Below are 25726 nucleotides of genomic sequence, written 5' to 3'. Positions count from 1 at the left end.
TCTGGACGCTCTCGGAGAGGTCCGGCCAGATGAGGACGATTTCCACCGCGAGCACGACGACGAGCAGGCCGCCGATCACCCATTCGACTCGACGCCTGCGGGGCGTCGGGCGGGTGTCTTGGGCGTCCGTCATACGCGTCCATTACACATGGCCGGTGATCACACCGTGTATCCGCCGTCGACGTCGAGTTTCTGTCCGGCGAGGAAACCGCGGTCCCTGTGTCAGGTGGCCAAGACTCCTGTCGCCGATTCAGTGGTGGTTCTCAGCATCGAACTGACACCCCTGTTCCCCAGAGTTCCGCGAGGTGCTGCGGTTACCGACTGCGATGCGCCAGCCCCAACAGGTGAGGTCCGCCCACACGTCGACGGCCTTTGACAGTTGCACCCCGCCGGCAGGATTACGGCAACTCGCTGCCATTCCCTGACCCTGTCCGGTGACCGGTGAGTTCGACGTTCTCGCCCACTGAACTATCGAGGGTGGGCAGGAACCATCCGGTGACGATGCCGAGCACTGTACCGGCCGCGATCCCGGTGATCGCGGAGAGCGCGGCGACCGCCACTGTGGGCCAGCCACTTTCCGGAGTCGTCGCACCGATGAAGATCACGGCCATCGTGGGCGGCCAGGCAATGGTGTTGGCTAGCACCCAGCGCGTCGGACGAGGAACGAGACGGCGCACCGTCATCGCCTGAGCGGCACCGAGGACCGCACCCATCACTGCACCCAGACCGAGCGCGGCGGCCACGACGACGAGAAGTGCTGGCTCCGCATCACTACCACTGTCGCCGGAGAACATGCCAGGGGCCGAGGCGGCTGCCCAGCCCAACCCCGCCACCGCCGCCGTGACCACGAGCCATCGGCGCCGATTCAGCCGTGGAATCAGACGCCGCAAACCACTCGCCTGCAATGCACCGAGCGCCGCCCCTTCGACCAGCCCACCTGCCACCACCAGAAGTAGCGCCAGTGCCGCATCCCAGCCCCTCGGCTGACCGCCGACAACGTGCTGGGACAGCTTCGCTGCGACGGCGGCAGCGGTCATGCCGACGGCCTCGGCACTCGCGCACAACGCAATCCAGCGCTTTCCCGACAACCCACGGGCACCACCTTCGAACGGTGTGTGGTCGGTTCGCTGTCGACCCCACCCAAATGCCGTCATCGCCGCTCCCCCCGGGGAGCCTCCGCGCGGACGGCGCCGGTCATGATCGACCGAGTCGAGCCCCGCCGTGATGCGTTCGGCGATCCCTCGTGCCGAACCCGTCGCGCTCGCGGGCCCGTCGAGTATCTTCATCGTCTCGTCCTTTGCATGGTGTGCAGCAACGAAGTTGCGGGCTTGTCCAGTGCGCCGGTAGCCGATCTGGTCATGTTTCTCTGGAGCGTGCCGTTGAGGGCTGTGGTGATCGCGTCGCCGCCACCGAACGCAATGTCCCATCACGGTCACCGGCAGTGGGAGCCCTATCGCTGGTCGCCTGCCAGCCGGGGCAGGGTCATTCGTCGCCCGGTGACGTGCTCGATGTCGAGGACGAGGTAGCAGTCCGAGGACCGGATCGTCCACGGGGAGGGACCGGAGTGGTCGAACCCGGACAGATACTCCGAGCCCGTGGCGGTACGGGCATGGCCGAGAACGACTACGCTCCACCCGTCGCGGGACCCCGGTTCGATGTGGCCGGCCTCGAACGCGACGAACGTCCGGTCGAAGCGGGCGAACCAGGACTCGTTGTCGGTCGCGATGATGATCTCGGTGCGGGGGGCGGCGAAGGTCACCAGCCGGACCGCGGGCAGGGCGTCCTCGGTGTAGAGCAGAAGACCCGTGGGCACCGACCGCAACGCGTGGAGGCATTCGGTCGGGGTCAGGGTGCCGTTACGGTCGGAGGTGCGCATCACGCTGTGGTCTTCTTTCCAGGCGCGTCGGTCGGGTGCGTGCGTCTACTCCGTCAGCATGAGCGTTTGTTCCCCTCGTGGTTAGAGTCCTAAGTCGTTCGCCTGCCGCGGCAGAGACCCCAACCACGAGCATCGCCCACCCGTCGCGGGGTTTGACCTCGACGACAAGGGGATATCCTCGGGGTGTACGCGCCGCCGTCGGCTACGTCGCCCGCGCCTGTACGGCGGGCGAGTCAGTAAGCGGCGCAGAAAGCTGGTAGACGATGCCAGGAGACGACGAATCGCTCCTGCTCGACACTCTCTCGCAGTTGCGGCTTCGTCAGATGCTGACCGAGCGGCAGGACCGCATCGAGCAGATGACCACCTCCCGGGAACACTTGGACGGACTGCTCGAGGCGATGCTCACCGTCTCGTCCGGCCTCGACCTCGCTGCGACCCTGCGGCGGATCGTCGACGCGGCCATCAGGCTGGTCGACTGTCGATACGGAGCCCTCGGCGTGCTCAACCACAGCGGAGACCGATTGCAGGAATTCGTCTACGCGGGCGTCGACGACGAGACTCGCCACCTGATCGGGGAGTTGCCGACCGGGCATGGGCTGCTCGGCCTGCTCATCGACCGCCCCGCACCGCTACGCCTGGACGACATCACCGGGCACCCCGCGTCTGCGGGGTTTCCCGCACATCACCCGCCGATGCGCACCTTCCTCGGTGTGCCGGTCCGCATCCGCGGGCAGGTCTACGGCAACCTCTACCTCACCGACAAAGCCGCAGGCCAGTCCTTCACCGAGGACGACGAAGACCTCATCCAAGCCCTCGCGGCGGCGGCCGGGATCGCCATCGACAACGCCCGCCTGTTCGAACAAGCCCGTCAGCGCCAGCAGTGGCAGCAGGCCACCAGCGAGATCCGCGGCGAACTGCTCGCCGCCATCGACCCCAGCGAGGTGCTCGACCTGATCGCTCGCCGGGCCCGCCACCTGGCCGGCGCCGACCACGTCCTGATCGCCCGACCGGACGACCTCGACCAAGTTTCCGCCGAAGTTACCGCCCTTACCGTGACCGCGTACGCAGGGGACAATCCGAGCGTGCCCGGGTTGCGGATCGGTGTCGACGACACGGCTACCGGGCGGGTCTACCGCACCGGGAACCTGATCCAGGTGCCGGAGATCAGCGATGCCGGCCCGCATGGTCCGGCTTTGCTGCTGCCGTTGCGGGTATCCGCGGACTCGGTGACCGGGGTTCTCGCCCTCGTCCGCAATCGCGGCCGGGAACCGTTCGACGACCGCCAACTGCCGTTGGCCGCGGCGTTCGCCGACCAGGCCGCCCTCGCGTTGAAACTGGCCGACGATCAACGCCAGCTGGCGGCCGTGTCGCTGATCGCCGAGCGGGACCGGATCGCCCGGGATCTGCACGACCACGTCATCCAACGGTTGTTCGCGCACGGACTGCACCTGCAAAGCGCCCAGGCCCGCAGCCGCGTCCCCGAGGCCCGGCGCCGGTTGTCGGAGATGATCGACGATGTTCAGGACATCATCACCGATGTCCGTACCGCCATCTTCGACCTGCACGGCGGGGAGGACGACGGGTTCGCGCTGCGCCCGGCGTTGACCGCGATCGTCACCGAACAAACCGGTGAGAGCGGGTTGCGCACCACGATGCGCATGTCCGGGCCGTTGAGTGTGGTCACCGGACCACTGGCCGACCATGCCGAAGCAGTGCTGCGGGAAGCACTGAGCAACGTCGTACACCACGCCCACGCCCACCAGGTGGATGTCACTGTCTCCGTCGACGACGACCTCACCATCTGCGTCACCGACGACGGCATCGGCATCGCCCCGGCCGTCACGCGCAGCGGCCTGCGCAACCTCACTGCCCGCGCCGAACAGGCAGGCGGCACCTGCACCCTCACCACCCCCACCCCCGGCGGAACCCGCCTGACCTGGACCGCACCCCTGCCGGAAGTGCCAGGGGCAGAGTGAGTTTCGCCCGTTCCGCGTTCAGGCGCGCGTAGGCTCAATGATGTGCAATGTCGCACCGGGCCGCGGCCCTGGGCCGAGCAGTTTCGGGCCCGAGCTCGTCCCGCGATCACTGCGGGCTATCGGGTGCCGCACTCGGAAGTGTTCACGGCACGATGACCGCGCGCCCGCGTAGCGTTCCGGTACCCCATGGGGTATGTGGAGTGTTTGTCGAAATGCCCGACGCGGCGCGTCGCGACGTGCGGTGTCGGTGTTCGGTGGGGCCTGGGAGGCGAACGGGTCAGCCGGTTACTCTGCGCGCGCAGGTCGAACTCGGCGACCACTTCGTCCCGCTGGCTGGGTGCGAGGCACGTTCAGTGCGCGCACTGAACGTGTGCGTGTGCGACTCGGCCGCTTGTGGGACATCCTGCGTGGTCAGGCTTGGGTGGCGCCGTCTCAATGCTGCGTGGTCGGCCAGATCCTCGGCCAGGAACTCTCGGAGCAGATCCACTGCCTGCACGACCTTTTGGCTGCGCAGCGAGCTGAAGACGTTGCTCTTGACGCGGCGCATCGTCACGATGCCTCCCTCGCGCGGGATGGTGTGCGTTGGGCTGGCAGATGCCGGTTTGCTCGCAGAGTTCTCCGACGCACAGTTCACGGTCGGAGGGCGTTCCGGTCGCCGAGGGTGTCGACGAACCTGTTCAAGCAGCCGATCGTGAACCGGTGGCGGAGAATGCAGAGGCCGGGGCCGTCAGCCGCGGACGAGTCTCCCCGCTCGGCAAGTTTGCACGTCCAGAACCCAGGCGGGCGCCACCGTGGTCGGCCGCCAAATCGGCGATCACGACGCGGCGGGTAGGCGAAGGAGCATGCGAAAGACCGGTGTGGCCGTCGTGGCATTCCAATCCTCGGCGGAAAGGAGTGACGAGTCCGCCCTCGAGAAATGACTGGCACCACCGACGGCAATCCCGGCGTGATCGAATCCTTCGAGCCGCTGGGATATGAGCCGCCGAGCGGCCCGTCTCCGGGAATCATTGACCCATTGTGCTCGACAATGGAACCGGGAAACCGGGGGCCGCTCTAGCTGGTGGTGACCGTGTTCTCGGCTCCAGCGAGCGCGGAAAGAGATTCTGTTCCGATTGGTTCGGCCGGCAACATCGGAACGATCGCATACCGGCTGTGTGTCCGAGTGATGGTGTCGATCTCGTCCCGCTCGGTGAACGACCTTTGCTGGAGCAGTTCCGATGTCGGGTTTGCTGCAGCGAGGGAGTTGTTGACCACCCAGGCCCACGGCTCGATCCCGGCGCGTTGCAGGTCGGCCTGCAACCCTTCGGCTTCGAGGCGCGGGGTGGTTTCGGCGAGCGTGACGAGCAGGACCTTCGTCTCTTCCGGGTTCTGCAGCCGCATCAGCGGGGTGGTGAAGTTTGTGTTGTCACCCATCTGCCGGGCGATCTCCCGGTGATACGAGCCGGTGGCATCGAGGAGCAACAGGGTGTGCCCGGTGGGGGCGGTGTCGACGACGACGAACTTCCGCCGGGATTCGTGGATGACCCGGGAGAACGCTTGGAAGACAGCGACTTCCTCGGTGCACGGCGAGGCCAGGTCCTCGGCGAGGGTGGCCCGACCTTGTTCGTCCAGTGCTGCACCCTTGGTGGCCAGAACCCGGTCCCGGTACTGCGCGGTGGCGACGGCGGGGTCGATCCGCGACACCTGCAGGCCGTCGAGGTTCCCGGCGAGGGTGTCGGTCAGATGCGCGGCCGGGTCGGTGGTGGTCAGGTGCACCTGGTGGCCACGCTGGGCGAGGGCGACGGCGATCGCGGCGGCGAGGGTGGTCTTGCCGACCCCGCCCTTGCCCATGCACATGATCAGCCCGTGATCGGCGTCGGCGAGTTCGTCGATCAGGGCGGACAGCGGCGCATCCGGCAACGGTGCCGCATCCTCGGCGAGGGCCTGGGGTGTCGGGGCAGGGTGCGGGGTGAACAGGTTCTCGAGTGCGCTGATGCCGACCATGTTGGTGGCCTTGAGCTCGATCTCGTCGAGCGGCAAGGTGCGCAGTTCGCGGGGAAGATCATCGAGGGCGGCCTGTTCGCGGTCGCGGATCGCGGCGGCGAGTTGGTCGCAGTCCTCGGGGGTGGGGAGGACACCGTTGACGACGACGTGCTGGTGGGTGAGCCCGATGTCGGCGAGTTCGGTGTAGGTGCGGGCGATCTCGGCGAGCGGGGCGCTCTGGGCGCGGGTGACCAAGACCAGGCGGGTGCGCTGAGGATCGGCGAGGGCGGCGACGGCGTCGGCGTAGATGGTGCGCTGCTTCTCGAGCCCGGACATCGGGCCCAGGCAGGAGGCGTCGCCCTTGCCGGCGCTGAGGAAGTCGGTCCACGACCCGGGCAGCTGCAGCAGCCTGATGGTGTGCCCGGTGGGGGCGGTGTCGAAGAGCACGTGGTCGAAGTCTGCAAGGGTGTCGTGGTCGGTGAGCAGGGCGGTGAACTCGTTGAACGAGGCGATCTCGGTGGTGCACGACCCGGACAGCTGCTCGGTGATCGACGCCAGCTCCTTCTCCGGCAACAAACCCCGCACCGGTCCGACGATGCGTTCGCGGTAGGCGTCGGCGGCCTGCTCGGGGTCGATCTCGAGCGCCGAGAGCCCGGGCACGGTGAGGACTTCGGTGACGGTGTTGCCGATGGTCAGTCCGAAGACCTGCCCGACGTTGGAGGCGGGGTCGGTGCTCACCAGCAGCACCCGCTTGCCCGCGCGGGCAAGTGTGATGGCTGCGGCGCAGGCGATCGAGGTCTTCCCGACCCCGCCCTTACCGGTGAAGAACAGGAAGCGGGGCGGGGTGTCGAGAAACTTCATTGCGGGCAATGCCTTTCAGCAGCAGCTGGTGCTGCCGGTGTCGGTGGGGGAGCAGCAGGATCCGGCGTCGGTAGTGTCGGTGAGCCCGAGCATGGTGATGCCGGCCGGTGCGCCTGCGTCCGGGGTGTCGGTGCCGATGCCGGCCCACTTGGCGAGCTGGGTGCGGTCGGGGTAGCGGCCAGTCTGCGCGGTGACACCGTCGACGAGCACCAGGGGCAGTCCTTCGGATCCGGAGACCTGCAGGAACGCCTTGACGGGTTCGCGCTCGGCGAAGGCGAGCGGTTCGCTGGCCAGGTTGAACCGGGCGATGTCCCCGCCCTGGGAGCGGACCCAGTCCATGTCGGCGGAGAAGGTGACCAGACCCTGGTCGACGTCGTCGCCGCAGACGCCGGTGTTGCAGCACAGGGCGGGTTCGAAAATTTCGATGGTGCTCATGGTGTTCTCCTCGGCCGATCTCAGGACTGGTGGGTGGTGCGGAGTTGGGCGGCGAGCTGATTCACGCGGGCGGCGATGTCGTCGCGGACCAGCCGCATCCGCTCGATCCCGTCGATGCCGCGCTCGGACGGCTCAATGGTGTCCCAGTTCTCGAACCGGGTGCCGTCCACCGGGTCGACGTAGGCCTCGCGGCCGAGGATGACGACCACATCGACATCGCGGACCAGCTGCGGGTCGATCAGCTTCGGGGTCTCCCCGGTGATGTCCACTCCGACCTCGAGCAGCGACTCCGCCGAGAGGGCGTTCACGCTGTTGCCGGGTTTGGTGCCGGCCGAATACACCTCGACCGCGTCACCGGCGACCTTGCGCATCAGTCCGGCGGCCATCTGCGACTTGCCGCCGTTCTTCACGCACACGAACAACACGGAGGGCCTGCTCATCGTCTCGTTTCCGTCTCTCAGGCGGTGGCGGGGACGAGTTCGGCGATCAGCGCCTCGACCCGGCTCCGGATTTCGTCGCGGATCGGACGGACCGCGTCGACGCCCTTGCCGGCCGGGTCCTCGAGCGCCCAGTCGCGGTAGCTGACCCCGGGGAAGACGGGGCAGGCGTCGCCGCAGCCCATGGTGATCACCACGTCGGAGGTCTGCACGGCGTCCGGGGTGAGGATCTTCGGGGACTGGGCGGAGATGTCGATCCCGATCTCGGCCATGGCCTCGACGGCGGCGGAGTTGATGGTTGCGGCCGGGGCGGACCCGGCGGAGCGGACCTCGACCCGGTCACCGGCGAGGTGGGAGAGGAATCCGGCGGCCATCTGGGAGCGGCCGGCGTTGTGGACGCAGACGAACAACACGCTCGGGGTGGTGGACATGAAGAAGTCCTTTCGGTGGAACGGGAACGGAAGTCGGTGGGGCCCGACCGGTTCGGTCAGGCGGGGACGGTGGTGAGCTCGCGCAGCAGCTGGCGAACCCGGGTGCCGAGGTAGTGCGGGTGATCCGCGACGGGGTGTTCCGGTTGCGCCCGCTGGATTTGGAAGCGCAGTTCCTCATCGAGCGGATCGGACATCAGGACTCCTTCGTCACGGATGCGGAGGCGGAGGCGTCGGTGAAACCAGCGGAATGCGAGAACCGGTTGCGCAGCGCCAGGGACACATAGACGAGCCCGACGAGAACGGGGACCTCGATCAGCGGTCCGACGACACCGGCCAGGGCCTGCCCGGAAGTGGCGCCGTAGGTGGCGATGGCTACGGCGATGGCGAGTTCGAAGTTGTTGCCCGCGGCGGTGAACGCCAGGGTGGTGGTGCGTTCATACCCGAGGCCCATGGCCGCGCCGAGGGCGTAGCCGCCGCCCCACATGATCGCGAAATAGGCGAGAAGCGGGATCGCGATCCGGACGACGTCCCACGGCTGGGAGGTGATCTGCTCACCTTGGAGAGCGAAGAGGATCACGATCGTGAACAGCAGGCCGTACAGCGCCCAGGGCCCGATCTTCGGGATGAACTTGGTTTCGTACCAGGTACGACCCTTGGCTTTTTCGCCGAAGCGGCGGGTGAGGTAGCCGGCGAGCAGGGGGATGCCCAGGAAGATGAGCACCGACTTCGCGATCTGCCACGGCGAGGTGTCGATGGTGGTCTGCTCGAGGCCGAGCCAGCCGGGCAGCACGGACAGGTAGAACCAGCCGAGCACGGCGAACATGATCACCTGGAACACCGAGTTGATCGCGACCAACACGGCGGCGGCCTCGCGGTCACCGCAGGCGAGGTCGTTCCAGATGATGACCATGGCGATGCAGCGGGCCAGGCCGACGATGATCAGACCGGTGCGGTACTCGGGCAGATCCGGCAGCAGCAGCCAGGCCAGGGCGAACATCAGGGCGGGTCCGAGCACCCAGTTCAGCACCAGTGATCCGATGAGCAGCTTGCGGTCGCCGGTGACGGTGTCGAGTCGGTCGTAGCGGACCTTGGCGAGCACCGGGTACATCATGATCAGCAGGCCGAGGGCGATCGGCAGCGAGATGCCGTCGATCTCCACCGCGGACAGGGCATCACCCAGGCCGGGAATCATCCGGCCGAGGAGCAGTCCGGCGACCATGGCGACGCCGATCCACACCGGCAGGAACCGGTCCAGGGTGGAAAGTTTGCCGACGATGGCGGGGTGTTCGGTGGTCGAGGCCTTGCTCATGCCGGAACCTCCGTGGAGGTGCAGGTCTCGGACGGGACGACCGGTCCGCTCTCGGTCAGCAGCACAGCAGACAGTTGCTGCAGTGCCGACGGGATCACCCAGTAGTACACCCAGGTGCCGCGACGCTCGCAGTCCAGCAGTCCGGCGGCGCGGAGAACCTTCAGATGATGCGAGATCGTCGGCTGCGACAGGTCGAACGACTCGGAGATGTCGCACACGCAGGCCTCACCACCGGCGTGGCTGGCGATCAGGCTCAGCAGGCGCAGGCGCACCGGATCGCCGAGCGCCTTGAACATCCGGGCCAGATCCCCGGCCCAGTCCTCGGTCAAGGGTTCACGTACCAGCGGCGAGCAGCACGCGCCACCGTCCGACGATTCCTGATTCGACATACGTCGATATTGACAGATGTCGAATCAGGGTGCAACGCGTAGGACGGCCGGGGCGCGGATCAGGCCGAGCGTGTACTACTCGGCACGTCCGGACGGGAAGTGCACCGACCCGTCATTCCCGATGCAACCACCCTGGACGGGGCCGCTGCCGAAGAAGACGCCGTTGAGTTGCCCGCTGCCTCCGGGGGGATTCGATCCGACTCCCGCGCCGCCGACGCCGATCGCCCCACACTGGTAGCTGTTGTTGTCCATGGGGTGGTCGTTGTGGACGTGAAGCTGTGTGCCGGGGGTGTTCGGGTCTCCATGAAATGCCGGTGCCGCCGTCGCGACGCCCGAACCGAGCGCAAAAAAGGCGGCGATCGCAGCCGATGTAATCGCCGTGCGCAATGCGAACGTGTTCATCTGATGTCACCTTTGATTCGATTGTCGCCCGGCTTCTCACCGGTCGATGATTCTCGGGTTACACATGATTTCGGTGTATCCGTTTTCCAGATGAAACAATTATGGTCCGAGCCGTTGGCGGAAATCACCCCTTCGAGCGGCTTATCGGTGTTTCCAGCGCGACGTCCGCGGCCGCTCGCCGTCGCCGACGAAGCCCTGGTTGTGACCGCGTGCGTGCCGCCGCACCGAAACCACGTGACCCCGAGGGGTTCACGTGGGAGTTCCGGACGACCGCTAGCGTTGGAGTGCCCGACATCCGTACGTCCGAGGGGAAACTGCCACGCATGACCGGTGACGAGATTTCGGAAGGCAACGACGCGCACCCGACCGCGACGCCACAGTTGCGCCGCCGGTTGGGGGTGTTCGACTCGGTGATGATCGGCCTCGGGTCGATGATCGGGGCGGGGATCTTCGCCGCGCTGGGGCCCGCCGCGTCCGCAGCCGGAGGCGCGCTGCTCGTCGGGTTGGCCGTGGCCGCGGTGATCGCGTACTGCAATGCCCACTCCTCGGCCCGGCTCGCGGCGCTGTACCCGCAATCCGGTGGAACCTACGTCTACGGCCGCGAACGCCTGGGACCGTTCTTCGGATATCTGGCGGGCTGGGGTTTCGTGGTCGGGAAGACCGCCTCGTGTGCCGCGATGGCCCTGACCGTCGGCGCCTACGCTTGGCCCGGCCGCGAGCATCTCGTCGCGGTCGTCGCCGTCGCCGCCATCACCGCGGTGAACTACCTGGGTGTGCAGAAGTCCGCGCTGGTCACCCGGGTCATCGTGTTCGTGGTGCTCGCCGTCCTCGCCGTGGTCGTCGTCGTGTGCCTGACCGGTTCCGACACCGGCTTCGACGGCCTCGCGATCACCTCGGGTCACGGCGTGGCCGGAGTCCTGCAGGCCGCCGGCCTGCTGTTCTTCGCGTTCGCCGGGTACGCCCGGATCGCCACGCTCGGCGAGGAGGTGAAGGACCCGGCCCGGACCATCTCCCGGGCGATCCCCATCGCTCTGGCGATCACACTCGTCGTGTACCTGTGCGTCGCGGTCGCCGTCCTGCAGGCTCTCGGCGCCGACGCACTCGCTGCCGCGACGGATCCACTCGCGCAGGCCGTTGCCGCTGTGGGGTTCGGCGGCCTCGAGCCGGTGGTCCGGGTGGCTGCGGTGGTCGCCGCGCTCGGCTCACTGCTCGCCCTGATCCTCGGGGTGTCGCGGACCACGTTCGCGATGGCACGGGACGGCCATCTGCCACGTCTGCTCGACGCCGTCCACCCCCGGTTCGCGGTGCCCTATCGGGCCGAGTTGGCCGTCGGTGTGGTGGTGGCCCTCCTCGCCGCGACCGCGGATCTGCGCGGCGTCATCGGGTTCTCCTCGTTCGCGGTGCTGGTCTACTACCTGATCGCCAACGCATCGGCCTGGACCCTGTCTGCGAAACCGTGGTCGCGGCTGGTGGCCGTCGTCGGCGCCGTCGGATGTGTCGTTCTCGCCGCGTTCCTCCCCCTGGCCTCGGTGATCTCGGGCGTGATCGTCCTCGGAGTCGGGTCCGCGATCTACGGGATCCGTTCGTCCCGCCGGGCCTGACTGTCGAGAATGTACTGCGACCCCGCACAGCATTTCGACGATCTTCCGACGGCAATTCGCCTCGGGCAGTCGTCTCGCGTGGGAGTCTTCAACGACTATCCCAGCGCCGGGAGAAGGTGAGAATGTTCGTCCTGGTCCGGCATTCCCATGCGGGCGAGAAGAAACAGTGGCACGGCCCTGACGTCGAGCGTCCGCTGAGCCCGCTCGGGCATAAGCAGGCCCACGGTCTCGTCGCGGCGCTGAGCGGCATCGAGATCGAGACACTGCTCTCCAGTCCCACTACCCGTTGTCGCCAGACCCTGCTGCCGCTCGCGCAGGCGCGCGGTCTGCCCATCCACGACGAACCGCTGCTGGCACCGGACGCACCCCCCGACGAACTGTTCGCCGCGCTACACAGACCCGACGCCGACCGGGCGGTTTTCTGCACCCACGGGGAGATCCTCAACGCGCTGGCCGAGTTCGCGCAGTCGCGCGGAATACCGGGCCTCCCTCCCTCGGGCGCGACCGCGAAAGGGGGCGTGTGGTTCGTCGACTGCGGTGCAGGTCCGCCTCCGGCGCTGCGGTACCTCGCGCCGATTCCGACCGGCTGACCTCGACTTCTAGGCCGACGCGAGCCGGGCGGCGTCCTCCCGGGCCTGCCGCGCATTCTGCAGTTCCAGGCCGTACAACAGGCCGAATGTGAAACCGTTCTCGCCCGGTGTCGTGCCGGCGCGGGCACCGAGCGTCCGGAGCGTCTCCGCCGCGACGACGCTGTCCTGGTGCTCGCCGAGGACCGTCTGCATCCTCTTGAACCGTGCCGCCTTCTTCTTTGCCGACTTTCTCCCCAGAATCGGTGCGGCCAGTTCGGCGGCGTAGCGGGCCCGTTTGGCGGCCTTCCGCGCGCGGTGCAGGGCGGCATCGTCGTCGCCGGTAGTCGCGGTGGCGACGCGCGTGAGCGCCTTGCGTTCGGCTTTCCGCACCAACTTGGCGATCACGCGGGGATCGTCGCCGGCCTCGGCAGTCAGCGGTGGCGTGGTGCGCCACCGCGCCAGCGTGGCCAACAGCGCACGGTAGCGGTCACCGTCGAGGGCTTCCATTACTTCCTTCGTACGACGGAGTTGCTCGGCGAGCAGATCGTTCTCGATGCGCGCGGCGACCGGGCCCATCACCAGTTCGGAAGGCAGGGCCGCGAGGGCGTCCGCGAAGCGTGCGCGTTGCACCTGCCGATCCCGCACTTCCCCCAGCAGTCCGGCGTACCACGACAGTTCCGCGTCGAGTTCTGCCCGCGCGGTCTGATCGAACAGGCGCCCGAATACCCGCAGCGTGCTGCGGAAACGCCGGATTCCCACGCGGGTGGGATGGACCGGGTCCAGTCCACGACGCAACCACACGTCGCCGGCCACGATCGCCTGGACCTGGGCATCCAGGTAGTCGACGAGCACCGCTTCCACTGTCGTCCGGGGCGTGTCGCCGCCGTCGACCGCGAGGTGCGCGGCGCTGAGCACCCGGCTGAGCTTCGACGGATACCGCGACGGCTGCGCTCCCCGGCGGGTGAGGCGTTTACCGATCTTCCCGAGCAGTTTCTCGTCCCCGGCATCGCCGAGTTCGACCTCCACCTCCCGCCACTCGCTCAGGACTGCGCGATCGCCGGCGACGGCACCGCGCACGCTGTCGTCGGCCACTTCCGCCAGCAGACGGTCGTCCCGGTCGAGGAGTCGCTGCGTGCGTCGCACGGTTTTCAGCGTCGCCACCGGGTGCACGGGTTTGCCCAGTGCGACACCCGCAATCATGGTCGCCAACTCGTCGGGAACCGCGTCACTCTCGCCCGGAGGCATCCGAATCTCGGTGCGGGCTTTGTCGGCGGGGACCTTCAATTGCCATCCCACATCGGCATCCCCGCTCCGGCGGCGGAACGTGATCTTCTGACGGAGCAGATCGCGGTCATCCGTGTCGAAGTAGACGCTGTTCAGATTTACCGTGCCCTGCTCGATCCGGCCCCCGGCAGGTATTACGTCCTCGAGATCCGGCAGGACGAAATCGAGCCCAACCTCGTACTTGTCTTCCCGCTCGCGCTGCGTCGACACCATGGATCCAGTCTGCACCCACAACGGCCGTCCCGACCTCCGGCGCGCGATCGGCGCGGAGTGCAGTTGATCTGTCAGCGGTGCAAGTGTCGATCGCACCTCGTCGCCGGAGCCGAGCGTTGCGAAAATCTCTCCGCAACTAGTTCTTTCACGCGGCTCATCGGGTCGCCCGCGTTCCCAGTGCCCTGACTGTGCTCGGTCTTCCAGAGGGGGATGACTCCGCATGTGCACACCGAACAGGCATCACGACCTCGCGCACCCCGCACTGGGACTCGACTGGATAACGAGGGCTCGGTGTCGAGAAGGAGACCCGGATCGGCTTTTCGTCACCGGCGCCGCGCAACGCAAGGCCGCCGCACTGTGCCGGCACTGTCCGGTGCTGATGGAATGCGGCGCGTACGCACTCGACAAGCGAATCGAATTCGGCATCTGGGGTGGGATGCCGGAACGTCAGCGCCGGGCACTACTCGTGGCGTATCCCGGGGTCCGCTGGTCCGAGCGCTTCACGAGCCCTCCACCTGTCGGGTGAAGAATGATCGATCCTCGTCACGAGGAAAGACGTACCGATGGATAGTCAAGTAGTTCGAGTTTAGTCCTCAGTACGGTTACACCCTGGTGGGCCATGCCATAGCGTTCCTCTCATCAACTGGCGAGTGCGATGCCGCAGCGGTCTCGTACTCCCGGGACGTCTATCGAGAGGATCACCATGACGACCACCGAGAACATCGTCGAAACCCGCCCCGCCCCCTTCACCTGGGCACAGTCCGCCCAGTACAGCCAGGGCACCAAGGCCGGAGACCTGGTGTTCACGTCCGGTCAGGCCGGCTACGACGACGCCGGCAACCTCGTCGACGGCGGCTTCGAGGCCCAGGCCCGCCAGGTGTTCCGCAACATCGAAAAGATCCTGCACCAGCACGGCGCCTCGATGTCGTCGGTGGTCAAGCTGACCGCCTACCTGGGCAACCGCGACGACTTCGACGCATTCAAGAAGGTCCGCGCCGAATTCTTCTCCAGCCCATACCCGGCGGTGACCGCGGTACAGAACTCGTTCCTCGTCGAGGGCATGCTTTTCGAGGCGGACGCTGTCGCCGTGGCCGGTGCCCAACGGGTACTCGCCGACACCGACGCCAGCTAGCTCCCGGCAGAACTCCGACCCTTTCCACCACCAGTACAGAACTGGGATTCCATGTCTGACACGCTTTTTCCGACCCTGTTCTCCCCGCTGCAGGTCGGTGACGTCACCCTGAAGAACCGGATCTTCTCCTCCGGTCACGACACCGTGATGGTGCACGACGGCGCGGTCACCGACCAACTCGTCGAATACCACCGCGCCCGGGCAGCCGGCGGTGCCGGGCTGATCATCATGCAGGTCGCCGGTATCCACGAGACCGCGCGGTACACCTACCACGTGCTCATGGCCACCGACGACAGCTGCATCGAGGGATACCGGCGCGTCGCCGGGGCCGTCCACGAGCACGGGTGCGCCGTGTTCGGCCAGGTGTTCCACCCGGGCCGGGAGATCATGGAATCCCAGGACGGCGCGCTTCCGGTCGCGTATGCCCCGTCGGCGGTCCCGAACGAGCGATTCCGGGTCATGCCCCGGCCGATGTCCCAGGCGATGATCGCCGAGGTCGTGGCCGGATACGCGGCCGGAGCGCGCCGCCTCCAACAGGCCGGACTCGACGGCGTCGAGATCGTCGCCAGCCACGGCTACCTGCCCGCCCAGTTCCTCAACCCGGAACTGAACCTGCGCACCGACCAGTACGGTGGCGACCTCGACAATCGGATGCGGTTCCTGCGCGAGATCGTTTCGGCCGTCCGAGAGGCGGTCGGACCGGGGTTCGCGGTCGGCGTCCGCGTGTCCGGCATCGAGCACTCCTCCGTGGAGGACGAGCCCACCGACATCGTGGAGGTGTGCCGCAGGCTCGACGCGGACGGGCTGCTGGACTTCCTGAACGTCACCGAGGGCACGTCCGCCAGCCGGTCCGGGTCGTTGCATATTGTTCCGCCGATGAGCGAGGAGGCCGCCTACACTGCACCCGCCGCCGCGAAGATCAAGGCGGCGGTGTCGATTCCGGTGCTCGTCGCCGGGCGGATCAACCAGCCGCAGGAAGCCGAGATCGTCGTCGCCAAGGGGCAGGCGGACGCCTGCGCGATGACCCGCGCCCTGATCTGCGACCCGGACATGCCGGCCAAGGCGCAGGCCGAGCGGCCGGACGACATCCGGGCCTGCATCGGGTGTAACCAGGCGTGCATCGGTCACTTCCAATCCGGCTACCCGATCTCGTGCATTCAGCGCCCGGAGACCGGACGCGAACGCGAGTTCGGCACGCTGGTGATCACCCCGAAGCCGAAGGACGTCATGGTCGTCGGCGGCGGGCCCGCCGGGATGAAGGCGGCCGTGGTCGCCGCCCAGCGCGGTCACCGGGTGACCCTGTACGAGGCCAGTGGTCGAGTCGGCGGGCAGGTGTTGCTGGCCGAGCGGCTTCCCGGTCGGTCCGAGTTCGGTGGCGCAGCAACCAATCTGCAGTCCGAACTCGACCGCTACGGGGTCATCGTGAAAACCCGCGTCGAGGTGGATGCGGCGATGATCACCGCGGAACGTCCCGACCACGTCATCATCGCGACCGGCGCCACCCCGTATCGGCCGCCGCTCGAGCTGGACGGGGACATGCCGGTATTCGAGGCGTGGGATGTGATCGGCACGGGCGGCGGCAACACCCCCAAGGGTGAGATCGTCGTGGCGGACTGGAGGGGCGACTGGACCGGGCTCGGGGTCGCGGAAATGCTCGCCCGGGAGGGGCGCAAGGTGACCCTGTGCGTCAACGGCTACGCGGCCGGTGAAAACCTGCAGCAGTTCACCCGTATCGCGATGCTGCGGGCGGCTACCGAGGCGAAGGTTCGGGTGATCCCACACGCACGCCTGTTCGGAGCGGACGACGACACCGTCTACCTGGTCAACACCCTGACCGGCGAACCGATCATCCTCGACGGCGTCGACGGACTCGTCCTCGCCCTCGGTCACCAGCAGAACGACGCCCTGCTCGCCGAGGTCGAATCCACCGATATCCCGTTCACCGGAGTCGGTGACTGCCTCGCTCCGCGCACCGTCGAAGAGGCCGTCCTCGACGGGCTCAAGGCCGCAACTGCCCTCTAGAAGTCCCGGCCCAGGTCGGCTGATGTGGAAACGAACCTCCGGTGGGGGGTGGGTCTCGAAGGCCCGCACCCTGCCGGAGATTCTTCCGAACGCGAGAGTGGTCCCCGTTCAGTCGGTGAGTGCGCTCGCGTGGGCGCGTGCGCGAAGCGCCAGCCACAGCATCGCGATGTCCGATGAGGCCTTCAGGTTTCGTCCTGTCACGGACTCGATCTTCCGGAGCCGAAAAGCCAGGGACTGCCGGTGGATTCCGAGCCGATCGGCAGTCACGGTCCAACTTCGGTTGTGTGTGAGGAAAGTTTCGAGGGTCTCGACGAGGTGTGACTCGTGTCCCCGGTCGTAGAGGAGGAGATCGCCGAGGATTGCGTCGGTGGCATGCCGGGCGTCGGTTCGGGTGCGCGGCACGAACAGTGGCGCATCGGTGGAGTATCGGGCGACGGGTACACCGGTTGATCGGGCGGTGTCCAAGGCCCAGCTCGCCTGACGGGCGCTGTCCGAGATCTGTCCGATCGCGGTAGCCGAGGGTGACACTCCCATCGCCCGGGTCTTTCCGCTGAGCACGTCGATGGTCTCGGAACACCTTCCGGTGGGGAGCAGCATGTAGGCGCGCTCGTCGAGTATGGCGGTCACGTTCGGAACGCCTCGGTCTCCCGCTATCGTTCGCGCAGCGGGAAGGAAGTCGATATCGAAGCTCAACACGGTCCACTCCGGCGCGGACAGGTCGAATTCTTCGAGGAGTGGTGTAACGGCTTCGGGTGCGTCGGAGCCGGCGAGGATTCGCCGCAGCAGGCCTTCACCGACTTCGTCGGCGTACTCCCGCTCCCTGGTGACTTTTTCGACTTCGACGCCGATCAGGCTCCGCACGTGCAGCAATGCAAAGGCATCGACATCCGTCGCCGGGCTTCCCTCCATGACCAGCATGCATTTGCGGTGAGTGGGGAGCGCATGGGCGGTCATCACATAGTCCGCACCTTCTCCGAGCGTGAGGTGGGCGGGGAGGCGGTCGAGGGTCCCGGCGACGCGCGACGTCAATGACCGGATGGTTGCGTCGGACAGTGGATTGTCCGTGGGAAGAACGTCGGTACCGTGCTCGACGTCGACGACGTGCAAGGTGTATTGAAGTTCCCGAGAAAGCCTGACCAGGAGACTCGTCTCCGCCAGTGAGGTTGAGCGTGCGTGTTCGTAGAGTCGGCTCAGTCGTGCGACCCTGCTGACTTGAACGCTCTGACTCGCCAGGGCCACGGTCCGTCCGATGGCCGCGAACGGGGTGGTGTGGCTGCACCGAAGGATGGGGAAGTTCAGTCTGTCGGCATTGGCCAGCATTGCGGCCGTCAGCGGTGGCGCTGTCACATCGTCTCCGATGATGACGCCCGCCAATCCTTTTTCGTGGAGGCGTTCGACGAACGTGCACTGTGCCCGTTCGTCCGACGGCACACACAAACCGGCAGTCATCAGCAGCTCGTCCGCTCCCAGCCAGTCCCAGGGGTCGAGTTCCGAGGTGTGCGCCCACACAATCCGTCGGTCGAGTCCCCCCATGCCGGCAACGGCAGCGCACCCGAGCTGATCCATCGCGATGAGGTCACCGACGGTGAGTCTCGACATTGTCTTCCTCTCGTCTCGCGGGCGGGTGGGCCGTAGTGCGCTGTAATGGGCGCTACGAGGGTCAGTTCTGGCCGGTACTGATCCGGCGGGTGATCAGTGCCATCCAGAAGTCGGCGATGTCGGCGGAGCTCTTCACGCTCCGGCCGGTCAGACCCTCGATCTTGCGAAGTCGGTATCCGAGTGTCTGACGATGAATGACAAGCTTTTCCGCAGTTGCCGACCAGTTTCGGTCCATGGACAGGAATACATCGAGAGTCTCGATGAGATCACTGTGATTGGCCGCGTCGTAATCGATGACCTTCCCCAGCACTGCCCGCGTCGCGAAATGTGCTTCGGTCAATGTGCGGGGAAGAAACAGGGGTGCCGCGGTCGAATACTCCGCGAGACCGCCGCCGGCCGCACGCGCGGCCTGGAGAGCCCACCGGGCCTGACGAACGCTGTCCGGCACACGCCCAGACGTCGCGTTCCGTGCCGACATGCCCATCGAATCGATGTGGTGGTCGAGGAGATCCGCCGCTAGGTCGGCGTCGGCGCTGGGGACCATCAGATAGCCCTCCTCCCCCGCGGAACACGACAGGTAGGGGAATCCACGGTCTCCGATGAGCGTGCGAGCGGTCTGGAGGTGAGTGGCGTCGAATCCGATGACGCACCAGTCCGTATCGGCCAATCCCAGTTGCCCGAGCCGAGGGGTGGCGGCATCCGCGCTGATCGATCCGGTGATCATGTGCTCGAGCAGCTCCGCCCGCACGGTATCGGTGCGTTCGCGTTCGCGGGTCACGCGCTCTACTTCCACGCCGACCAGACTCTGAGCGTGTAGCAGCACGAAGGCATCGACTTCGAGGTCGGTGTTCCCGGCCGCGACGAGCATGCACTTGCGGTGGGTGGCGAGGGGGAATGCCGTCGCCGTGGTTCCGGCACCGGTCTCGATCGCCATTCTCGGCGGAAGACGGTCGAGGCGGCCGTCGACGCAGGTGCGAAGCTGATCGACGAGTTCGTCGTCCAGCGGATGTGCATCACGGAGCACCTCGCTTCCGAGCTCGACATCAACGACATGGAGTTGGTGTCCGAGTTCCGCCGACAGTCGATCGAGCAGCGATGTCTCGTCCTCTGGCGCCGCGTGCGTAGCGTCATAGAGCCGGCTCAGGCGGGCGATTCGACTGACCTGGACGCTCTGGGCTGCGATGGCGACGGTGCGGCCGATCGCCGCAAAGGGTGTGGCATGACCGACCGACAGAACGGGGAAGCTCAGGTCGTCGGCTTCGGAGAGCATGTCTGGCGTGAGCGGGGGTGCTTGCAGGTCGTCGCCGATCGCGATACCGGCCAAACCTGCCTCGCTGAGACGTCGAATGAACTGCGTCTGTCCGTCAGCCGCTGCCGGCAGGCTCATCCCGGTGGTCAACAGTAGGTCGTCGGCACTGAGCCAGTTCCACGGATCGGGCAACTCGCACACGTGCGCCCACACCACAGTCCGTCCTGCACCGGCCTCGCCGGCGACCACGCTACACGCAAGTTGCCTCATGGCTACCAAGTCGCCGATTGTCAGGTTCGACACGAATCACTCCCGGTATCTCACGCCGGTACAAACATCGCCGGCAGAATTATACGTCCGTATGACTCCTCGGCCGCCCGTCAGGGGATGAGCACGACGGAACCGGTCGTCTTCCGGTCCTCCAGGTCCCGGTGCGCGTCGGCGGCGCGTTCGATCGGGTACTGAGCGCCGACACGGACGGTCAGCGAACCGTCCGCGATGGCCCCGAACACTTCTCCTGCCCGCCATGTCAGTTCCTCGCGGGTGCGGACGTAGTGCGCGAGGGTGGGACGAGTGAGGAATAGCGAACCTGCGGGATTGAGCCGCTGCGGGTCGAACGGCGGCACCAGGCCGCTCGCCGCGCCGAAGAGTGCGAGGGTGCCACGGATCCGAACGGAGGCGAGGCTCGCGTCGAAGGTAGCTGCGCCCACACCGTCGTAGGCGGCGGCGACACCCTCGCCGTCGGTGAGTTCGCGTACCCGAGCGGCGATGTCGTCGTCGTAGCGGAGCATCTCGACCGCGCCGGCCTCCCACGACAACTTCTCCTTCGCGTCCGACGAGACGGTGGTGATCACTCGCGCACCGAGTTTCGTCGCGAGTTGGGTCAGCAGCAGTCCCACTCCACCGGCACCGGCGTGGACCAGCACGGTGTCGCCGGACTGCACCGGGTACGTCGAGTACGCCAGGTAGTGGGCGGTCAGTCCCTGCGCCAGTGCGAACGCCGCCTGCGGCGCAGGAACGCCGTCCGGCACCGCGATCGCGATTTCGTTGGGCACCACCACCTTTTCGGCGTAGTTGTCCGTCGCGCCGCACCAGGCGACGCGGTCGCCGGGGGCGAAGTCGCGGACATCGGCGCCGACGGCCTCGACGACGCCGGACCCTCGTCGCCGGGAACGTACGGCAGTGGGTACGGGTACACGCCGGTCCGGAAGTAGGTGTCGATGAAGTTGACGCCGATCGCGTCGGTTCGGACGAGAAGATCGGTTGGCCCGGGCTCGGGATCGGGAATCTCGGTGAGTTCGAGGACTTCGGGGTGGCCGAGGCGGGCGACCTGAATTGCGCGCATGGGCTATGTCTACACGCTGTTCCGAAATTGAACACACCGACCAAGGGGTGATTTTCGCTCGGTGACTTCTTCGTCGCGCTGGAGAGGCCTCTTCGGCCTGCGCCGCGAAGAGCGCACGCCTCCGCCGCACTTTCCGGGCGGTGAAAGCCGTGGCACCGATCCCGGCGGTGCACGAAATGAGGTATTGACGCCCGCACATTTCACCTCTTACAGTGGTGTTCAACACATGAACTAGGTGTTCATAAAGTGAACGGAGATAGACAATGGCGTCTCAGCGCATGCGACTTTTCGCTTTCGACTACCAGGGCCCGGCGCACCTGTCGGCCGGCCTCTGGCGGCATCCGAAGGATCAGGGCGCGAACTACACGAACCTCGCCTACTGGACCGAGTACGCCAAGCTGCTCGAAGAGGCCCGATTCGACGGCATCTTCTTCGCCGACAACGTCGGCTACCACGACATCTACGAGGGCACCGCCGACGCGGCCCTCGCCGACGCCGCGCAGATTCCCGCGCAGGATCCGTTCATGGCCGTTTCCGCGATGGCCGCGGTGACGAAGAACCTCGGATTCGGGTTGACCGGGTCGACCTCGTACGAGCACCCGTACGCGCTGGCCCGCAAGTTCAGCACCCTCGACCACCTCACCGACGGCCGCGTCGGCTGGAACCTGGTGACCTCCTACTCCGACAGCGCCGCCCGCAATCTCGGTACCGGACAGCAGGTTCCGCACGACGAGCGGTACGACATGGCCGCCGAGTACCTCGAGGTCTGCTACAAGCTGTGGGAAGGATCCTGGCAGGACGACGCGGTCGTCCGCGACGCCGAGCGCGGCATGTACATCGATCCGAGCCGGGTGCACAACATCGAGCACGAGGGCAAGTACTTCTCCGTTCCCGGCTTCGCGCTGTGCGAGCCGTCCCCGCAGCGCACCCCGGTGATCTTCCAGGCCGGCGGCTCCTCCAAGGGTCGCGCCCTCGCGGCCGCCAGCGCCGAGGCGGTGTTCGTCAACGCCGTGTCCATCCCCGCGCTGAAGAAGCAGGTCGACAGCCTGCGCACCCTCGCCGCCGAGGCCGGCCGTGACCCGCAGAACGTCAAGGTCCTGCAGATGCTCAACGTTGTCTGCGCACCGACCGACGAACAAGCCCACGCGAAGTACGAGAGCTACCGCAAGCTGGTCAGCTACGCCGGGGCGATGGCCCGCTACAGCGGCTGGACGGGATTGGACATGTCCCAGTTCGACCCCGACGTGCCGCTCAAGCACGTCAAGACCAACGCCGGGCAGACCATGGTCGACTTGTTCTCGAAGATGGATCCGGACAAGGAGTGGACCCCGCGCGACATCGCCGAATTCATCGGTATCGGCGGCACCGGCCCCACCATCGTCGGCTCCCCCACCACCGTCGCCGACGAGCTGACCCGGTGGATGGACGAAACCGGTATCGCCGGCTACAACTTCGGGCACGCGGTCAAGTACCAGGACATGGCGGACTTCATCGAACTGGTCGTCCCCGAGCTGCAGCGCCGCGGCACCGTGTGGAGCGAATACGAAGGCTCGACCCTGCGCGAAAAGCTGTACGGCAAGGGTGCCGTCCGGCTTCGCGACGATCACCCCGGTCTCCGCCTCGGCAACCGCACCGTCGAAGCCGTCTGATATCGGTCACCCCGACGTGACCTCACCGACCGGAAAAAGGACACCCATGCAGACCACCGAACTCCACGATGTCGCGACCACCCTACGGACCGCACGTGTGAACGGTGCACCGATCACCGCACCGACCAAGACCTGGCCCGCCCTCGACGCGGACTCCGCCTTCGCCGTCCAGCGCATCAACGTCGAGCACGCGATCGCAGGAGGTGACCGCCTGGTCGGGTACAAGCTCGGCAACATCGCGAAGGTCATGCAGGAAGCCTTCGGCCTCGGCCAGCCCGATTACGGATTCTTGCTGGCCAGCATCTTCGCCTACGAAGGCACCACCCTCGAACGGGAAAACTACATCGAGCCGTTCGTCGAACTCGAACCCGCCTTCGTGCTGAAGAGCAGTCTGCGCGGACCCAACGTCACGGTCGCCGATGTCATCAACGCCATCGACTACGCGGTGCCCGCCATCGAGATCATCGACTCCCGTGTCCAGAACTGGGCCATCGACCTTCCGGACACGCTGGCTGACAACGGATCCACCGGAGCGGTCATCCTCGGCGGCACCCCCCGCCGCATCACCGACCTGACCCTCCGCGACATGCGCGGCTCCCTGCATTTCAACGGGCGCGAGGTCATCACCGGCAACACCCGCAACATCCTCGGCAATCCCCTCGCCGCGGTCGCCTGGCTGGTCAACCGCCTTGCTGCCTACGACGTCGAGTTCCAGGCCGGCCAGGTCATCCTCCCCGGCAGTTGCCTGCAGGCAGTGCCCATGAACCAGGCCGGCCGCTGGGTCGGTGAGTACGAAGGCTTCGGCGCCATCGAGTTCGACGTTTCCACTGCCACCAACTGACCCCCCCGTCTTGCCTGATCGACCCCACTACGAACACCCTTCGGGATCGTTCAGGCGAGCGGCACCCCTCGACGGAAACGCTGTGCACCGTCGAGTCGGTCCACGAGAAATCTTCGCGGGGAGAGCATTCCCCCGCGGCAACACGTTCGTTCAGGAATCAGGAGCGCCTTCTTGACTGAACGAACTGCGCGGGTGCCTGACCTGATGTGTCGGCGTCAGGCACCCGCTCTCCACGTGCGACGCACCGCCGTACCCGGCCACGCCTGACTGCCGGTTACGGCGGTGCGTTTGTCGTAGGACTGCCGATGCCGTCGGTCGGCGCACTCCGCCGACCCTCGCGCGGCTTCGGACCCACGCACCGTCGACCCCGAGAAACCGAATGAACATTATTGAGCATCCATCCGACCGTCCACCGGGCTGGGACTGGCGACATGAGGGATCGTGCCGCGGCACCGACACCGACATGTTCTTCACACCCGACGATCACGAACAGCGAACCATTCGCGCACGGCGCGAACGTCGCGCCAAACAGATCTGTCAGGACTGCCCCGTGCTCCCGCAATGCCGCAAGCACGCCCTTACCGCCGCAGAACGTTACGGCATCTGGGGCGGCATGTCCGAGACCGAACGCGCCCGCCTCGGCCGACGGCACACCCAGCGGCTTGCCCGCTGACATCCGCCACCGCGCCGCTGAACCATCCGTGTCGATCAGTGATGAACACGAGTACCGGTGGAATATCCGTAACGGCGGGCAGGATCGGCCCCGCCGCGACCGGTATCTCGGGTCACCGACGAATCAGACTGTTCCCCTGTCGAAGTCTGCGGTCCACACCTGACCGGGACTCGGCCAGTTTCGGACCGGACACGCCGAGCACCCCGTCCGCGGAACCTGGGTGCGGGTTCGCGGACGGGGTGCTCGGGTGGATTCTCGCTAGTCGGTGACGCCTTCTGCACGAGCAGCGGCGGCGACTGCCTCCGCGACAGCGGGGGCGACGCGAGGATCGAGCGGGCTGGGAACGATCTTGTCCACAGTCAGCTCGTCACCGACGACCGAGAGGATTGCCTCGGCGGCGGCGAGCTTCATGCCTTCGGTGATCCGGCGGGCACCGGCATCGAGCGCACCCCGGAACACACCGGGGAAGGCAAGTACATTGTTGATCTGGTTCGGGAAGTCCGAGCGTCCGGTGGCCACGATCGCCGCATGCTTGCGGGCGATGTCCGGGTGGATCTCCGGGTCCGGGTTCGACAACGCGAACACGATCGAATCCTTGGCCATCGTCGCGATCAGCTCCTCCGGCACGGTTCCGGCGGACACCCCGAGGAACACGTCCGCGCCGTTGAGGGCTTCGGCGGTGCCGCCGCGGCGGCCGGCCGGGTTGGTGCGCGCGGCCAGGTCGACCTTGACCTCGTTCAGGTCCTTGCGGTCGGCGGAGACGATGCCCTTGGAGTCGAGGACCGTCACGTCGGCGATCCCGGCGGCGAGCAGGATGTTCGCGCAGGCGACACCGGCGGCGCCGGCGCCGGAGATGACCACCCGCAACTGGTGGAGGTCGCGGTCCTGGACCTTGACCGCACCCTTGAGGGCGGCCAGGACGACGATGGCGGTGCCGTGCTGGTCGTCGTGCATGACCGGGCAGTCCAGGGCCTCGATGACGCGCTGTTCGATCTCGAAGCAGCGCGGCGCGGAGATGTCCTCCAAATTGACCGCACCGAAACTCGGGCGCAGCCGGATCAGGGTTTCGACGATCTCGTCGGGGTCCTTGGTGTCGAGGACCAGCGGGATCGAGTTCAGGCCCGCGAAGTTCTTGAACAGGGCGGACTTGCCCTCCATCACGGGCAGGGAGGCGCGGGGGCCGATGTCCCCGAGGCCGAGCACCGCGGAGCCGTCGGAGACGACGACCACGAGGCGGCTGGTCCAGGTGTAGCGGTCGGCGAGGGTTTCGTCGGCGGCGATGGCGCGGGACACCTGCGCGACACCGGGCGTGTAGGCGATGGACAGATCACGCTGCGTATCGAGCGGGGCGGTCAGTTCGACGGACAATTTGCCGCCGAGATGCCCGGCGAAGATCTCCTCCGCCGTCAGCTCGACCTTCTGCGGTGTGGTGGGTTCGGACACGACAGTCACGGCTGTTACTCCAAAGGTG

General features: G+C 66.9%; 24 protein-coding genes and 1 pseudogene. 9 read left to right on the top strand and 16 right to left on the bottom strand.

The window, feature by feature from the left end:
* Positions 1-398: 398 nt before the first annotated feature.
* Positions 399-1286, bottom strand: coding sequence for a hypothetical protein (locus HGB39_RS32595; RefSeq protein ID WP_005567953.1), 888 nt, complete (start codon positions 1284-1286; stop codon positions 399-401).
* Between the two features lie 164 nt (positions 1287-1450).
* Positions 1451-1876, bottom strand: a complete 426-nt coding sequence (locus HGB39_RS32590; protein WP_005264406.1) for a pyridoxamine 5'-phosphate oxidase family protein — start codon at positions 1874-1876, stop codon at positions 1451-1453.
* A 263-nt stretch (positions 1877-2139) separates the two neighbouring features.
* On the opposite strand from HGB39_RS32590, the gene HGB39_RS32585 reads away from it, so the two are divergent.
* Positions 2140-3852 carry a GAF domain-containing sensor histidine kinase gene (locus HGB39_RS32585; RefSeq protein WP_005567954.1) on the top strand — a complete coding sequence of 571 codons (1713 nt, stop codon included), beginning with the start codon at positions 2140-2142 and terminating at the stop codon, positions 3850-3852.
* 277 nt (positions 3853-4129) lie between these two features.
* On the opposite strand, the gene HGB39_RS39195 is transcribed toward HGB39_RS32585, so the two are convergent.
* The 9 genes from HGB39_RS39195 to HGB39_RS32540 form a co-directional block, all read right to left on the bottom strand.
* The gene (locus tag HGB39_RS39195) at positions 4130-4405 is read right to left on the bottom strand and encodes a hypothetical protein (protein WP_240483050.1); all 276 of its coding nucleotides are present in this window, start codon (positions 4403-4405) and stop codon (positions 4130-4132) included.
* A 500-nt stretch (positions 4406-4905) separates the two neighbouring features.
* Positions 4906-6675 (bottom strand): arsenical pump-driving ATPase, encoded by a 1770-nt coding sequence (arsA, locus tag HGB39_RS32575; RefSeq protein ID WP_005567956.1) that lies wholly within the window; start codon positions 6673-6675, stop codon positions 4906-4908.
* A 15-nt stretch (positions 6676-6690) separates the two neighbouring features.
* Complete coding sequence (gene arsD, locus HGB39_RS32570; RefSeq protein ID WP_005567958.1) at positions 6691-7110, bottom strand: arsenite efflux transporter metallochaperone ArsD; 420 nt, start codon at positions 7108-7110, stop codon at positions 6691-6693.
* A gap of 20 nt (positions 7111-7130) precedes the next feature.
* Positions 7131-7550 carry an arsenate-mycothiol transferase ArsC gene (locus tag HGB39_RS32565; RefSeq protein WP_043790366.1) on the bottom strand — a complete coding sequence of 140 codons (420 nt, stop codon included), beginning with the start codon at positions 7548-7550 and terminating at the stop codon, positions 7131-7133.
* 17 nt (positions 7551-7567) lie between these two features.
* Entirely contained in the window at positions 7568-7978 is a 411-nt protein-coding gene (locus tag HGB39_RS32560) for an arsenate reductase ArsC (protein WP_005264411.1), read from the bottom strand.
* A 56-nt stretch (positions 7979-8034) separates the two neighbouring features.
* Positions 8035-8172, bottom strand: a complete 138-nt coding sequence (locus HGB39_RS32555) for a hypothetical protein (RefSeq protein WP_164709631.1) — start codon at positions 8170-8172, stop codon at positions 8035-8037.
* Positions 8172-9287, bottom strand: a complete 1116-nt coding sequence (gene arsB, locus HGB39_RS32550; RefSeq protein WP_005567961.1) for an ACR3 family arsenite efflux transporter — start codon at positions 9285-9287, stop codon at positions 8172-8174. Before arsB ends, HGB39_RS32555 begins: the two co-directional genes overlap by 1 nt.
* Positions 9284-9676 carry an ArsR/SmtB family transcription factor gene (locus HGB39_RS32545; RefSeq protein ID WP_005567964.1) on the bottom strand — a complete coding sequence of 131 codons (393 nt, stop codon included), beginning with the start codon at positions 9674-9676 and terminating at the stop codon, positions 9284-9286. Before HGB39_RS32545 ends, arsB begins: the two co-directional genes overlap by 4 nt.
* Before the next feature lie 75 nt (positions 9677-9751).
* Positions 9752-10078: a hypothetical protein gene (locus HGB39_RS32540; RefSeq protein ID WP_005567965.1), complete on the bottom strand. Its 327-nt coding sequence runs from the start codon at positions 10076-10078 to the stop codon at positions 9752-9754.
* 323 nt (positions 10079-10401) lie between these two features.
* Between HGB39_RS32540 and HGB39_RS32535 the strand changes: the two genes are divergently transcribed.
* Positions 10402-11679 (top strand): APC family permease, encoded by a 1278-nt coding sequence (locus tag HGB39_RS32535; protein WP_005567967.1) that lies wholly within the window; start codon positions 10402-10404, stop codon positions 11677-11679.
* Between the two features lie 122 nt (positions 11680-11801).
* Positions 11802-12269, top strand: coding sequence for a SixA phosphatase family protein (locus tag HGB39_RS32530; protein WP_005567969.1), 468 nt, complete (start codon positions 11802-11804; stop codon positions 12267-12269).
* A 9-nt stretch (positions 12270-12278) separates the two neighbouring features.
* On the opposite strand, the gene HGB39_RS32525 is transcribed toward HGB39_RS32530, so the two are convergent.
* A complete protein-coding gene (locus HGB39_RS32525) occupies positions 12279-13745 on the bottom strand; it encodes a CYTH and CHAD domain-containing protein (protein ID WP_005567971.1) in 1467 nt (488 codons plus the stop codon).
* 220 nt (positions 13746-13965) lie between these two features.
* On the opposite strand from HGB39_RS32525, the gene HGB39_RS32520 reads away from it, so the two are divergent.
* From HGB39_RS32520 to HGB39_RS32510, 3 genes are all read left to right on the top strand, one after another.
* Positions 13966-14271 carry a WhiB family transcriptional regulator gene (locus HGB39_RS32520; protein WP_005264419.1) on the top strand — a complete coding sequence of 102 codons (306 nt, stop codon included), beginning with the start codon at positions 13966-13968 and terminating at the stop codon, positions 14269-14271.
* A 177-nt stretch (positions 14272-14448) separates the two neighbouring features.
* Entirely contained in the window at positions 14449-14877 is a 429-nt protein-coding gene (locus tag HGB39_RS32515) for a RidA family protein (protein WP_005567974.1), read from the top strand.
* A gap of 51 nt (positions 14878-14928) precedes the next feature.
* Positions 14929-16899, top strand: a complete 1971-nt coding sequence (locus HGB39_RS32510; protein WP_005264421.1) for an oxidoreductase — start codon at positions 14929-14931, stop codon at positions 16897-16899.
* 108 nt (positions 16900-17007) lie between these two features.
* On the opposite strand, the gene HGB39_RS32505 is transcribed toward HGB39_RS32510, so the two are convergent.
* The 3 genes and pseudogenes from HGB39_RS32505 to HGB39_RS32495 all read right to left on the bottom strand — a co-directional run bounded on the left by HGB39_RS32505 (position 17008) and on the right by HGB39_RS32495 (position 21092).
* Positions 17008-18498 (bottom strand): PucR family transcriptional regulator, encoded by a 1491-nt coding sequence (locus HGB39_RS32505; RefSeq protein ID WP_005264422.1) that lies wholly within the window; start codon positions 18496-18498, stop codon positions 17008-17010.
* Between the two features lie 61 nt (positions 18499-18559).
* A complete protein-coding gene (locus HGB39_RS32500) occupies positions 18560-20050 on the bottom strand; it encodes a PucR family transcriptional regulator (protein WP_043790372.1) in 1491 nt (496 codons plus the stop codon).
* Positions 20051-20127: 77 nt separating this feature from the next.
* Positions 20128-21092: pseudogene (locus HGB39_RS32495) on the bottom strand (quinone oxidoreductase family protein).
* 263 nt (positions 21093-21355) lie between these two features.
* On the opposite strand from HGB39_RS32495, the gene HGB39_RS32490 reads away from it, so the two are divergent.
* The 3 genes from HGB39_RS32490 (at position 21356) to HGB39_RS32480 (ending at position 24255) form a co-directional block, all read left to right on the top strand.
* Positions 21356-22741 carry an LLM class flavin-dependent oxidoreductase gene (locus tag HGB39_RS32490; RefSeq protein ID WP_043790374.1) on the top strand — a complete coding sequence of 462 codons (1386 nt, stop codon included), beginning with the start codon at positions 21356-21358 and terminating at the stop codon, positions 22739-22741.
* Positions 22742-22787: 46 nt separating this feature from the next.
* Positions 22788-23582 carry a 2-keto-4-pentenoate hydratase gene (locus HGB39_RS32485; protein ID WP_043790399.1) on the top strand — a complete coding sequence of 265 codons (795 nt, stop codon included), beginning with the start codon at positions 22788-22790 and terminating at the stop codon, positions 23580-23582.
* A 379-nt stretch (positions 23583-23961) separates the two neighbouring features.
* Complete coding sequence (locus HGB39_RS32480) at positions 23962-24255, top strand: WhiB family transcriptional regulator (RefSeq protein WP_005264426.1); 294 nt, start codon at positions 23962-23964, stop codon at positions 24253-24255.
* Positions 24256-24513: 258 nt separating this feature from the next.
* Here HGB39_RS32480 and HGB39_RS32475 read toward each other — a convergent pair whose 3' ends face one another.
* Positions 24514-25707 carry an NAD(P)-dependent malic enzyme gene (locus tag HGB39_RS32475; protein ID WP_005567980.1) on the bottom strand — a complete coding sequence of 398 codons (1194 nt, stop codon included), beginning with the start codon at positions 25705-25707 and terminating at the stop codon, positions 24514-24516.
* Positions 25708-25726: the final 19 nt, after the last annotated feature.

The sequence above is a fragment of the Rhodococcus opacus genome, from assembly GCF_012396235.1.
GTDB lineage: Bacteria > Actinomycetota > Actinomycetes > Mycobacteriales > Mycobacteriaceae > Rhodococcus_F > Rhodococcus_F opacus.
The sequence above is the reverse complement of the archived record's forward strand: the minus strand, read 5'-3'. Positions and strand labels throughout refer to the sequence as shown.

What these genes read in the sequence shown, in the direction of transcription:
- HGB39_RS32595 (WP_005567953.1), bottom strand. Translation starts at nt 1,286, where the DNA reads ATGAAGATACTCGACGGGCCCGCGAGCGCGACGGGTTCGGCACGAGGG.
- HGB39_RS32590 (WP_005264406.1), bottom strand. Translation starts at nt 1,876, where the DNA reads ATGCGCACCTCCGACCGTAACGGCACCCTGACCCCGACCGAATGCCTC.
- HGB39_RS32585 (WP_005567954.1), top strand. Translation starts at nt 2,140, where the DNA reads ATGCCAGGAGACGACGAATCGCTCCTGCTCGACACTCTCTCGCAGTTG.
- arsA (WP_005567956.1), bottom strand. Translation starts at nt 6,675, where the DNA reads ATGAAGTTTCTCGACACCCCGCCCCGCTTCCTGTTCTTCACCGGTAAG.
- arsD (WP_005567958.1), bottom strand. Translation starts at nt 7,110, where the DNA reads ATGAGCACCATCGAAATTTTCGAACCCGCCCTGTGCTGCAACACCGGC.
- HGB39_RS32565 (WP_043790366.1), bottom strand. Translation starts at nt 7,550, where the DNA reads ATGAGCAGGCCCTCCGTGTTGTTCGTGTGCGTGAAGAACGGCGGCAAG.
- HGB39_RS32560 (WP_005264411.1), bottom strand. Translation starts at nt 7,978, where the DNA reads ATGTCCACCACCCCGAGCGTGTTGTTCGTCTGCGTCCACAACGCCGGC.
- HGB39_RS32555 (WP_164709631.1), bottom strand. Translation starts at nt 8,172, where the DNA reads ATGTCCGATCCGCTCGATGAGGAACTGCGCTTCCAAATCCAGCGGGCG.
- arsB (WP_005567961.1), bottom strand. Translation starts at nt 9,287, where the DNA reads ATGAGCAAGGCCTCGACCACCGAACACCCCGCCATCGTCGGCAAACTT.
- HGB39_RS32545 (WP_005567964.1), bottom strand. Translation starts at nt 9,676, where the DNA reads ATGTCGAATCAGGAATCGTCGGACGGTGGCGCGTGCTGCTCGCCGCTG.
- HGB39_RS32540 (WP_005567965.1), bottom strand. Translation starts at nt 10,078, where the DNA reads ATGAACACGTTCGCATTGCGCACGGCGATTACATCGGCTGCGATCGCC.
- HGB39_RS32535 (WP_005567967.1), top strand. Translation starts at nt 10,402, where the DNA reads ATGACCGGTGACGAGATTTCGGAAGGCAACGACGCGCACCCGACCGCG.
- HGB39_RS32530 (WP_005567969.1), top strand. Translation starts at nt 11,802, where the DNA reads ATGTTCGTCCTGGTCCGGCATTCCCATGCGGGCGAGAAGAAACAGTGG.
- HGB39_RS32525 (WP_005567971.1), bottom strand. Translation starts at nt 13,745, where the DNA reads ATGGTGTCGACGCAGCGCGAGCGGGAAGACAAGTACGAGGTTGGGCTC.
- HGB39_RS32520 (WP_005264419.1), top strand. Translation starts at nt 13,966, where the DNA reads ATGTGCACACCGAACAGGCATCACGACCTCGCGCACCCCGCACTGGGA.
- HGB39_RS32515 (WP_005567974.1), top strand. Translation starts at nt 14,449, where the DNA reads ATGACGACCACCGAGAACATCGTCGAAACCCGCCCCGCCCCCTTCACC.
- HGB39_RS32510 (WP_005264421.1), top strand. Translation starts at nt 14,929, where the DNA reads ATGTCTGACACGCTTTTTCCGACCCTGTTCTCCCCGCTGCAGGTCGGT.
- HGB39_RS32505 (WP_005264422.1), bottom strand. Translation starts at nt 18,498, where the DNA reads ATGTCGAGACTCACCGTCGGTGACCTCATCGCGATGGATCAGCTCGGG.
- HGB39_RS32490 (WP_043790374.1), top strand. Translation starts at nt 21,356, where the DNA reads ATGGCGTCTCAGCGCATGCGACTTTTCGCTTTCGACTACCAGGGCCCG.
- HGB39_RS32485 (WP_043790399.1), top strand. Translation starts at nt 22,788, where the DNA reads ATGCAGACCACCGAACTCCACGATGTCGCGACCACCCTACGGACCGCA.
- HGB39_RS32480 (WP_005264426.1), top strand. Translation starts at nt 23,962, where the DNA reads ATGAACATTATTGAGCATCCATCCGACCGTCCACCGGGCTGGGACTGG.